10 protein-coding genes and 1 pseudogene are annotated in these 10,900 nt (G+C 69.3%); 6 read left to right on the forward strand and 5 right to left on the reverse strand.

Annotation, left to right across the window (positions count from 1 at the left end; all coding sequences use genetic code 11):
* Together PKH97_RS08885 and PKH97_RS08890 are read left to right on the forward strand one after the other, a co-directional pair.
* Positions 1–556 (forward strand): hypothetical protein (locus tag PKH97_RS08885; RefSeq protein WP_324387051.1); only part of this gene is annotated, 556 nt, incomplete at its 5' end.
* 68 nt (positions 557–624) lie between these two features.
* Entirely contained in the window at positions 625–1,236 is a 612-nt protein-coding gene (locus PKH97_RS08890) for an OmpA family protein (protein ID WP_324387052.1), read from the forward strand.
* Positions 1,237–1,396: 160 nt separating this feature from the next.
* Here PKH97_RS08890 and PKH97_RS08895 read toward each other — a convergent pair whose 3' ends face one another.
* The 5 genes from PKH97_RS08895 to PKH97_RS08915 all read right to left on the reverse strand — a co-directional run bounded on the left by PKH97_RS08895 (position 1,397) and on the right by PKH97_RS08915 (position 7,287).
* Complete coding sequence (locus tag PKH97_RS08895; protein ID WP_324387053.1) at positions 1,397–1,951, reverse strand: isochorismatase family protein; 555 nt, start codon at positions 1,949–1,951, stop codon at positions 1,397–1,399.
* A gap of 154 nt (positions 1,952–2,105) precedes the next feature.
* A complete protein-coding gene (locus PKH97_RS08900) occupies positions 2,106–2,927 on the reverse strand; it encodes a metallophosphoesterase (protein WP_324387054.1) in 822 nt (273 codons plus the stop codon).
* Positions 2,924–4,798: a putative nucleotidyltransferase substrate binding domain-containing protein gene (locus tag PKH97_RS08905; protein ID WP_324387055.1), complete on the reverse strand. Its 1,875-nt coding sequence runs from the start codon at positions 4,796–4,798 to the stop codon at positions 2,924–2,926. The genes PKH97_RS08900 and PKH97_RS08905 overlap by 4 nt, the downstream gene beginning before the upstream one ends.
* An 87-nt stretch (positions 4,799–4,885) precedes the next feature.
* Entirely contained in the window at positions 4,886–5,740 is an 855-nt protein-coding gene (locus tag PKH97_RS08910) for a glutamate ABC transporter substrate-binding protein (protein WP_324387060.1), read from the reverse strand.
* A gap of 26 nt (positions 5,741–5,766) precedes the next feature.
* Positions 5,767–7,287, reverse strand: a complete 1,521-nt coding sequence (locus PKH97_RS08915; protein WP_324387056.1) for an amino acid permease — start codon at positions 7,285–7,287, stop codon at positions 5,767–5,769.
* A gap of 155 nt (positions 7,288–7,442) precedes the next feature.
* Here PKH97_RS08915 and cysS point away from each other — a divergent pair, with 155 nt between their 5' ends.
* The 4 genes and pseudogenes from cysS to PKH97_RS08935 all read left to right on the forward strand — a co-directional run.
* Positions 7,443–8,876: a cysteine--tRNA ligase gene (cysS, locus tag PKH97_RS08920; RefSeq protein ID WP_324387057.1), complete on the forward strand. Its 1,434-nt coding sequence runs from the start codon at positions 7,443–7,445 to the stop codon at positions 8,874–8,876.
* Positions 8,876–9,853, forward strand: a complete 978-nt coding sequence (gene rlmB / locus PKH97_RS08925; protein WP_324387058.1) for a 23S rRNA (guanosine(2251)-2'-O)-methyltransferase RlmB — start codon at positions 8,876–8,878, stop codon at positions 9,851–9,853. The genes cysS and rlmB overlap by 1 nt, the downstream gene beginning before the upstream one ends.
* Before the next feature lie 91 nt (positions 9,854–9,944).
* The gene (locus tag PKH97_RS08930; protein WP_324387059.1) at positions 9,945–10,565 is read left to right on the forward strand and encodes a hypothetical protein; all 621 of its coding nucleotides are present in this window, start codon (positions 9,945–9,947) and stop codon (positions 10,563–10,565) included.
* 146 nt (positions 10,566–10,711) lie between these two features.
* A pseudogene (locus PKH97_RS08935) lies at positions 10,712–10,900 on the forward strand (hypothetical protein); the annotation flags it as partial.

Consider the following 10,900-nt stretch of genomic DNA (forward strand, 5'->3'; position numbering starts at 1 on the left):
CGCGGCGCCGGTGCCGGCTGCTGCGGCACCCTCACCGGGGGCGAGCCCGAGCGCACTGGGAAGCACGAGCCCGCCGGCCCCCGGGGCTCTGCCCGCGTTCGGGACCCGTCGTGGCTCGGCGATCGACAACGCCACCGTCGATGTCACGCTCAACTCGGTCGTCGCCGACGGCGCCGTCATGACGGTCACCTGGACCGTGCGCAATGCCGGTCAGCAACCGTGGCGGATCGGTGATTACTTCTATGCCGGCTACTACTTCGACTCCACGGTCAAGGCCACCGGCGTGGCTTTCGACTATGTGGAGGGCCTAGCCCGGTCCGACGGGCAGGCCGACGGCGTCTACGTCCTGGACCGGGTGAATGCGCGCCGCTACCTGACCGGCCGTGACAAGGACGCGCGCTGCGCGTGCAGCAGCGGGCTGGGCTTGGCGAATCTCGAGCCGGGCGGCGAGGCGGTGCTCGAGGCGCAGTACAAGGCCCCGCCGGCCGATGTCACGACCGTCGACGTCGTGATCCCCCATGTCGGCGGCTTCCGCGACGTGCCGGTGACCCGGTGATGCGGGCGCGGCTGCGCACGATCTGGGGAGTGTGCGGGGTCACCTGCGCGGGCAGCACGACTCGTCGTGTGGCCCTGGCCGTGGTTGCTGTGGTCGTCGGCGGGCTCGGCGAGGTGCTCGTCCTGAACGTCGCGGATGCATCGACGATGCCCGCCGGGTCATCGGCTGTTCCGGTGCGCGCCGCGCCGGTCGCCGACCCGGTGGGGTCGGGTGCGCGGCAAACTTTCCCCGCTGCGGCGACGCCGGAGATCGCCGAGGTCAGCGATCTTGGCTTCGAGGTCGCCCGGATCGAGTTCAGCCTGGCCAACCTCGCCGGCACGCTGATCGTCACCGACGGCCGGCGGTTCCGGCTCGACGCGGACGTGCTCTTCCGCTTCGACCGGGCGGACCTGAGCCCGAAGGCCGACGCGCTGATCGCCGATGTTGCCGCCCAGTTGGGTGCGGCGAAGGCTCGCTCGATCCGGGTCGACGGCTACACCGACGAGACCGGCGACGCCGCCTACAACCTCGGCCTCTCGCGCCGGCGGGCGAGCGCCGTCGCCGCTGCCCTGCGCGACCGGCTCGGGCCGAGCGTCGGCATGGACGTGACCGGCTACGGCGAGGCCGACCCGGTCGCCGACAACGACATCGAGTCGGGCCGGGCCCGCAACCGCCGCGTCACCGTGACGATCGTGCGCTGAGCTCTGCCGTCGGCCTGGCCGCGCACGTGCGTTCCTTCGGCTGGTCGGCCTGGCCGCGAACTGGCCGGCCACCACCTGCGGGGCCGCGCACGCGCGTTTCTTCGGCTGCGCCGCCCTAGCGCCTGCGCGTCCCCGGCGAGTGCGCCGGCATACGGGCCGGTTAGGCGAAGTCGACGTCGGCGGCCAGGGCGACGCTCCCGCGCGCATCGGGGACGCGGGAGAACTCCCAATACAGATTGGTGTAGGCGATGGCCTCGGCCGGCCCGATGGGCGCGCCCCAGCGGCGCAGGTCCTCGGTCGTGTGCCCATCGGCCACCAGCACGGTGTCGAAGCCGCGGCCGAGCGCGCCGTGCAGCGTCGACCGAATGCAGGCGTCCGTCTGCGCGCCCGTCACCACGACCGTGCCCACACCCAAATCCGCGAGCACGTCGGACAATTCGGTCGCCTCGAAGGAATCGCCGAACTCCTTGCGCACCACGGCTTCATCCTGCGCTGGCACCAACTCGGGGACCAACTGCCACCCGTCAGAATCGATGGGCATTCCCTCGTCGGAGTGCTGCACCCACACCACTGGCGACCCGCCCGCACGCGCCCGATCGACCAGACCCGCGATCGTCTCGACCACGGCGTCGCGGTCGTGTCCGCCGGCGACGACATCGCGCTGCATGTCGACCACCAGCAAAGCTGTCGCCGTTCGGTCCTCGAATCTGCTCATCTGCGTCTCCCGTTCTGGCCGTCCATCGCCAACGACCCACCTACCGGCCAGGCTAAACGAGAGGTCCGACACCCCGTCCACGCCGAGGCCCCACCAGCGAGCGGCGCGTCGATCCGGACGGGGCCGTCGCTCCCGGTCGGCCCGTCAGCCGACATCAGGCGGCGGAGGTGACCCAGGCCTGCCACGGATGAGGGACATGTGCCCCATGTCCGGGATCGATGCCGACGATCTCGCCGCCGTCGAAGCTGGTGATCTCATGGCCGCAGTCATGATCCAGACGCGTGCGAGCCGCGATCGCCTCCGCCGCACGGAAGCACTCGCGCTGCCAGTCGTAGGCCGAGGAGTGGCCGTGGATCTGGCCGAACGGCATTCGCCGCCCGAGCCAGCTGGGCAGCAACTCCATCGAGGCCGACGCCCACATCGGGCCCGCGGAGGCAGACCGCGAGCCGCCGAGCATGGCACCGCCCCGGAAGATGGAAGTCCGCCCGAGCGCCCCCATCATGTTGAGCATTTCCGCGGCCCGCACGGCGCTCGCGGGCTGCCCGAGATCCGCCCGCCAGAAGCCCTCGGTCAGACCCGCGTGCGTGACCAGCAAGTCGGCGTCCCCGGCCGGCACGACCGTCGCCACGGTCATCAGACCGTCCCCCCACCAGCGGCGCAGGATCGCGATCGTCTCGCCGTCGAGCCGTTGGTGCCACTCAAAGGTCGGGGCCCGGAGGTATTGCGCCTCGTGGTTGCCGACCAGCTGCACCCAGCCCGGGGCGGCCGCCGTGAGGAACCGGTCGACAAGCGCGACGACGGCTCGCGAGTCGGGCCCGCGGTGCACCAGGTCGCCGACTTGGACGATGCGCAGGTCCGCCGGGATCGTGCCCGAATCCGGGTCCGCGCCCAGCCGCGTCAGTTCTGCCCGGAGCGCCTGGTGATGCCCGCCGACGTCGCCGATCACGGCATACCGCAGTGTCCGGTCGGGCGTCACCGAGGCTCGCCCGGCGCCCACTCGGCCGTGTCGGTATAGGCCGCGACGGTCGCGAATCGCTTCTGCGCCTGCGCGATCTCGCGGACCGCCTGAGCGACGATGCTGCGGTCGATCGGCGACATGGCGTCGAAGACGAGATCGTCCGAGGGCGTGACCCCCTCGCGCGACTGCATCAGCTGGTAGCGCAGCCGCAGTCGCTGAAGGACCTCGAAGACCTCGGCCAACGACGTCGACTGCTCCTGGCTGAGCACGGTCGATCCGCCGGCGTCCAGCAGTCGTTCGCGCGTCGAGAGGGCACTGGAGCCGGCGACCAGCGCGGCCCATCGAGCGAGATTGACTAGGGGGAGAAGCGCGTGCTCCTTGATGTCATAGGTCCACGAGCGCCGCCACGGCTCGCGAATCAGCAAGGAGCGCAGCCGGGCCCGCCGTGCGAGCGCGTCGGTGAGCAGGAGCCGCATGGTCAGCGGGTGCTCGCGCAGGTCGCCGACCACGAGGTCCGCCGCGGCGGTCTCGTCGGCGCCGAAGATCGGCCGCGCGTCCACAAGCAGCGAGGTCATGATGGCGCCATTGCCGGCGACCGGGTCGGCGAGCCACTCCCGCGCCGCGGCCCGCCATTGGGCATGCGTGCGGGACAGGAGCGTATGCCGCCCGCTCACCCCGTGCGTGTCCGTCGCCATGCCCGCCGACTGGAGGATGAGGTCGACCCCGGCCAGGGCCGTCCGATAGCACGCCATGACGTCCTCGGGGGTGCCGTCGGCGAAGGCGACGGCCGAGTCGATGTCGGAGGACAGCACGGCCTCGCGCCGGCCATTGCTCCCGAGAGCCAGCCAGGTGAAGGCCGACATGGGCAGGTCTGGGTGCCCCGCGAACTCCAACTCCAGCGCTCGCCGGACGAGTCCGTCGAGCAGCGTGGAGTAGACCCCGATAACCCGCCCGGAGGCAAGGCCGTGCTCCAGCAGCCGGCGCAGGAGATCGGGAAATTGCTCAGCGCAATCGACAAGGTCACCGGGTGTCGGCGCATGCCGAAGTCGTTGGTGGATCGCGAGATCCGACGCCGTCGGGGTGAGGCTGAAGTCGCCAAGCGTGACTACGCCCACGAGCCGCCCGCTCTCGTCGGTGACGACGGCCGCGTCCGCGTCGGCTTCGAGCAACGCGAGCAGCGTCTCCGCCGGCGCCTCGGCCGCATCGGCCTGTGGCGTGACCGAGGCGACAACGTCCCGTGCCGGTGCGGTGGGCGGCAGGCCCTCGGCGAGGATGCGGCGACGGAGCGACGCGTCGGTGATCGCGGCATACGTGCCCGGTGACGTCTCGATCACCGCACACGTATACCGATCGCGCGTCATCGCGCGCGCGACCTCGTCCGCGGGGGTTGCCGGGTCAACGACGAGCGGGGCTGCGGTGATCAGATCACTGACCCGGCTGTTCGCCGGCAGGGCTACGGCCGGATCGCGCAGGCTGCGGGCCAGGCTCCGGGCCAGGAAGCGCGCGCCGTCCCGAGTGACAAATGCCGCGGTCGCCTCCTCGCCGGGGATTCGAGCCACGCGCGCGTCGGTGACGGCAACCACGCGCGGGCCGACCGAGCGCTCGGTGAGCATCGCCGAGAAGCCGAAGACGCCGCCGCGCCCGACAAGCTCGTCGGGCTCCTGATCGAGGCGGGTGGCGTCATTCCACATCCCGACCCGACCGTCGAGCACGACATAGACGCACGACGACGGATCGGCGAAGGCATCAAGGACGAGGTGGCCGGCGGCATACGACTCGATCGTCGCCTCCGCCGCGAGCCGTTGGCGGACATCGGCATCGACCGACCGGAAGGGCAGGTAGCTGGCGAGAACGGTGTTCAGGTCGTCGGTGGACTCCACATCACTCACCCTGCCATGCCGCGCGTATGCCGTGTCCTCCCGCTCCCGCGGGGTCTGCGCCGGGGCCGGGCCAGCGGGGTCCGGCCCCGGTCCGGCTCAGCTCGCGACGGTCGGCGGCGCGGGGATCGTGTAGCCCGATGGCGCGACCGTGGCATCGAGGGCCTTCTTCCACGCTCCGGAGGAGATGTAGTCCTTCAATGCCGCGTTGACCTTACCGACCAAGGCGGTGTCGCCCTTCTTGACGCCGATCCCGTAGGTCTCGTCGGTGAAGCCCCGGCCGACGACTTTCAGGATGCCCTTGTATTCGGGGGTCGCCGCGAACCCGGCGAGGATCAGATCGTCCGTCGTGACGGCGTCGACATCACCATTTGCCAGGTCGCGCACGCATTCGGAGAAGCTCGGCACCTCCCGTAGCGTGATCGTGGCCTTGTCGTAGTTCTGCTGGATGTAGGCCGCCGACGTCGTCCCGGTGACCGAGCATAGAATCCGGCCATCGAGTTGCTCGGGGCTGGTGATCGACTCGTCATTGCGCCGGATGAGCAGGTCCTGATGGGCGACGAAGTAGGGGCCGGCGAAGTCGACCTTCTGCTTGCGTTCGTCGGTGATCGAGAAGGTCGCGACGACCAGCTGCACCTCGCCGCTCTCGAGGGCGCTGACCCGGTCGGCCTGAGCGACGGGCACCCACTCCGGATTCAATCCGAGCTTCCCGGCGACATACTTTGCCGTCTCGATGTCGAAACCCGAATAGGTGCCGCCGCTCTTGAGCGAGACGCCTGGCTCGTCGGTCGCGATCCCGATCTTGATCGTTGCTGTCCCGCTCGGCGCCGGCGTGGTCGAACTCGTCGTGGCGGAGGAGGACGAGCACGCCGCAGCAGTCCCGAGAAGGACACCGGCAGCAAGGAGGATGGTGACGCGCCGCCGCGCGACACCGCGGCCCGCTGCCGTCGTCATGGTTGTCAAGGCGGTTCTCCTCTCGGTCAGGCGTTCCGCGCCGGGACGGCTTGGCGGGTATCGGGGTAGGTCGGCCCGTTCTCGGACCACACGGGTCCGAGCCGGTTGCCGGTGTTGGCGACCACCTTGGGCCGCACGACCATCCAGCCGATCCCCAGCAGCACGGCGATCAAGGGGATGCCGATGACGACGACGATGAAGTTGGTCTTGTGCCAGAAGTAGGCATTCGACTGCCACCCGCTGATCGCCATCGCGATGACGACATAGACCAAGAAGGCCAGGCCGAGATAGCTGGTCCAGGGATAGCCGGGGGCCTGGAATGGGCTGGGCGGGATTACGCCGTTGTTCACCAGTTTTCGAAGCCGCAACTGGCAAACGAAGATCGTCCCCCACGTGAAGAGCACGCCGAGGGCGGCCGCTTCGAGGGCGATCTCGAAGGCGGACGGGGTAAGCGCGTTGAGGATGGCGCCGAAGAGATAGACGACCGAGGTCATCACGATGCCCGCCCAGGGCACCCCGGACTTGCTCATCTTCAACGTGAAGGCGGGAGCCTGCTTGGCGATGCCAAGGCTGCGTAACACCCGCCCGGTGGAATAGAGCCCCGAGTTGAGGGAGGACATCGCGGCGACGATGAGGACGGCCTGGATGACATTGCCCATCCAGTCCAGGCCCATGCGGCCGAAGACGGTGACGAAGGGGCTGATGCCCTTCTTGTATTCACTGGTCGGGAGCATCGAGACCAGCAGCAGGATCGAGCCACAGTAGAAGACGGCGATCCGCATGATCACGGCATTGACCGCCTTAGGCACCTCGCGCTCGGCATTCTCCATCTCGCCCGCGGCCACGCCCACCATCTCGATCGCGGCATACGCGAAGACGACGCCGGACATGACCATGATCGGGCCGTACCACGCGAAGCCGTCGGTGTGCGGCCAAAAGCCTCCCGGGTTGGCCCAGAGGTTTTGGAAGCCGGCCTTGTGACCGGCAATGTCCATGCGGCCCACAACGACGACCAGGCCGACCGCCAGGAAGATCAGGATGGCCCCGACCTTGGCCACCGAGGCCCAGAACTCGAACTCGCCGAAGGCGCGCGCCGAGAGCAGGTTGATGACCAAGACCACGGCCAAGGAGATGAGCACCGTCTTCCAGGTCGCGAAGGTCGGCCACCAGTGCTGGATATAGAGGCCGACCGCGGAGAGTTCGGCGATGCCGGTCAGCGCCCAGTTGAGCCAGTACATCCAGCCAGTGATGTAGGCCCACAGCTCGCCGTAGAACTCGCGCATATAGGAGACGAAGGCCCCGGAGGTGGCGCGGTGCAGCACCAGTTCGCCGAGCGCCCGCATCAGGAAGTAGGCGATGACGCCGACAAAGGCATAGCTGAAGAGAAGGGCCGGGCCCGTGCTGTGCAAGCGCGAGGCCGAGCCGAGGAAGAGGCCCGTCCCGATGGCGCCGCCGATGGCGATCATCTGGACGTGGCGCCGGCCAAGGGACTGTTTGTAGCCGACTTGCTCCGCGTCAAGGCTTGACGCGTGACTGCGTTCGCTCATATGCCATCCCCATCAGCTCGAGGTGGCCGAGAGGAAAATTCTCGGCAAATGGCATGGTGGCACGGATGCGTTACGCCTGCATGTCGAAAGCATGACAATCGTCCAGCGACCTCGCACGGACCGGCGGGCGACCCGTCGCCGGTACCCTTGGCCTGGTGAGCCTTCGACTATTCGACTCCGCCACCAAGGAGTTGCGCGACTTCGTGCCCGTCACCCCCGGCAAGGTCGGCATCTACATCTGCGGGCTCACCACCCAGGCGCCTGCGCACATCGGCCACGTCCGCTTCGCCGTCGCCTTCGACGTGCTGCGGCGCTGGCTGTCCCGCGGCCACGGCTATGACGTCGCGCTCATCCGCAATGTCACCGACATCGACGACAAGATCCTCGCCAAGTCCGCGCAGGCGGGCGAGGACTGGTTCGCCCTGTCCTATCGCAACGAACGGGCCACGGGCGAGGCGTTGGACCAGCTGGGTGTGCTGCCGGCGAGCTACGAGCCGCGCGCCACAGGCCATATCCCCGAAATGGTCGAGTTGATGGACACCTTGATCGAGAAGGGCCACGCGTATGCCGCGCCCGACGGTAGCGGTGACGTCTACTTCGATGTGCGGTCGTGGCCGGCATACGGCGAACTGACGCGCCAGAGGATCGACGACATGGCCGCCGCCGAGGACGCCGACCCGCGCGGGAAGCACGATCCGCGCGACTTCGCGCTCTGGAAGGGCGCCAAGCCCGCCGAGCCGGCCAGCGCAAGCTGGCCCACGCCATACGGCCGGGGTCGTCCGGGATGGCACCTGGAGTGCTCGGCGATGGCGCGCAAGTATCTCGGCGACACCTTCGACATCCATGGTGGCGGCGTCGATCTGCGCTTCCCGCACCACGAGAACGAGATCGCCCAGTCCAAGGCGGCGGGCCTGGGCTTCGCCAACTACTGGTTGCACAACGCCTGGGTGACCACGGGCGGGGAGAAGATGAGCAAATCGCTCGGCAACTCCCTGCTGATCAGCGAGGTCACCAAGATTGCCAGCCCGCTTGCGGTCCGCTACTACCTGACGGCCGCGCACTACCGCTCCACGATCGAGTATCACGAGGGGTCGCTCGCCGAGGCAGAGGCCACCGTCGAACGCATCGAGGGCTTCCTGCGCCGCGCGCTGCCGAGGGTGACGACGCGCGAACCCACCGGCGAGGAAGTCTTGCCGGCCGAATTCGTCGAGGCGATGGACGATGACCTGGGCGTATCCGGCGCGTTGGCCGTGATCCACGAGCACGTCCGCAAGGGCAACACTCTGCTCGATGAGGACGAGCCGACCGAGGCGGCCGAGATCGCCGATCTGGTGATCGCGATGACCGACGTCCTGGGCGTCAACCCGCTGGCGCCCAACTGGGTCGGGTCCGCCGATGGCGAGAGCGCGCAGACCGAGGCGCTTGACCTGCTCATTCAGTCGCAACTCGCCGCCCGCGCGTCGGCGAGGGCGGCTCGGGACTATGCGAGCGCGGACGCCATCCGGGACGCGCTGCATACGGCCGGAATTCAGATCGATGACACGCCGTCCGGCGCCCGATGGAGCCTCGTCAAGCAGGGTGATCGTTGATGCCGGGCAATAGCGGCCGGCCCGGCGCGACCCGCCGGCCAGGCTCCAAGAAAGGCCCGACCGTCGGCTCCGGTGGCCAGCGCCGCAAGTCGCTCGAAGGCAAGGGGCCGACGCCCAAAGCCGCCGATCGCCCCAATCACAAGGCCTATCAGTCGGCCTCCAAGGGTGGGGCCCCGGGTCGGCCCGCCGCGGGTCGCCAGGCTCCGGGCCGAAGCGCCGCACCGCGCAGGGCCAAGGCGAGCAGCGAGATCGTCGCCGGTCGCAACTCGGTCCTCGAGGCACTGCGCGCCGACATTCCGGCCACGACGATGTATGTCGCGAGCCGGATCGACAGCGACGACCGGGTCCGCGAAGCCATCACCCTGGCGACCCAGCGCGGCATCCCCATGCTGGAGACACCTCGGGCGGAGCTCGACCGGATCACCGACGGCGCCGTCCATCAGGGGTTGGCCATCCAGGTCGCGCCCTATTCCTATGCCCATCCGGACGACCTGCTCGATGCCGAGCGCCCGGGCATCCCGCTGATCGTCGCCCTCGACGGCATCACCGACCCGCGCAATCTCGGCGCGATCATCCGCTCGGTCGCGGCGTTCGGCGGGCACGGAGTGCTGCTGCCGGCGCGCCGGTCGGTGGGGATGACGGCTTCGGCGTGGAAGACCAGCGCCGGCGCGGCCGCGCGCATCCCGGTGGCGCAGGCGACCAATCTGACGCGCGCACTGCTGGACTACCGCAAGGCCGGCTTCTTCGTCATCGGCCTGGACATGGAGGGCGATGTCGAGTTGCCCGACCTGGCACTGGCCTCCGAGCCCCTGGTCGTCGTCGTCGGATCCGAGGGCAAGGGCCTCTCCCGCCTGGTCCGTGAGACCTGCGATCAGACCGTCTCGATCCCGACGAGCAGCGCGGTCGAGTCGCTCAATGCCGGTATGGCGGCGGGCGTCGCGCTCTACGAGATCTCCCGGACGCGACGCCCTCGCTGAGGCGCTTCGGCCGGGGTTGTCGGCGCTGCCTCGTAGGATCGAAGTGACCGGTGGCCGCAGTGTGGGCCACGATCACCGACCAAGGACACTCATGTCGAACGACGACCCCACCAATCCCGAGGCGCCGCGGCAGACCCCACCGCCTCCGCCTCCCGGGTATGGCAACGCCGGTCCCTTCGGCGGCCACATGCCCGCCGCTCCGCAGTATGGCGACGCCATGCCGAGCTACTCGCCGACCCCGTCAGGGCCGGTTACCCGCCCCAAGTCGATGGATCTCGCTGTCCGGCTGATGCAGGCCGGCGGTGCGCTGTCCATCCTGAGCCTGCTGAGCGTGTTCTTCATGCAGGGCTCGCTGAAGGAGAGCGTCGCCAAGCAGATGCGCGATGCCGACCCGTCGGTCACCCAGTCCACGATCGACGCCGCCATCACCGTCGGCCTCGCCATCGGGGTCGTCATGGGCCTGATCGGCGCGGGCTTGTGGTTCTGGATGGCTGCGGCCAACGGCAAGGGCCGCTCATGGGCACGCATCCTGGCGACCGTCTTCTTCGCCATCTCGCTGCTGATGACGGTGCTCAGCTTCGGCTCCGCCCAGTCGGCCCTGTCGCGCATCCTCGGCCTGGTGAGCCTGGCTATCGGCGCTGCCGCGATCTTCTTCCTGTATCAGAAAGAGTCCACCGCCTATTACAACGCGGTCAGCGGCCCACGCCGCTGACGCCAGCTGCACAGAAGCGGCGACTCCCCACCCCGGGAGTCGCCGCTTTGCGCGTTTTGCGCAATTCTCTCGCCGCTTGCCCGCCCCGCCACTACGCTGCCGAGCGTGGCCGCCGTCCTGGCTGCCCAATCGAATCGAGGGGACGCATGAGCAATACCGATCCGACCGCGCCCGACTACGGCGCGAACGCCGACCCGGTCTTTCCGCAGGAGCCCGGTCCGGCTACCCCCTACCCGCCGGCCCCGTCGTCCGATTCTGGTATGCCGGCCTACCCCCAGGCCGCGGCCGCGCCCCCGCCCAGCGTGCCCGCGATCGAGCCCGACATCCGCGGCGCC

It is taken from the genome of Nostocoides sp. (genome assembly GCF_035343835.1).
GTDB classification, from domain to species: Bacteria; Actinomycetota; Actinomycetes; order Actinomycetales; family Dermatophilaceae; genus Nostocoides_A; species Nostocoides_A vanveenii.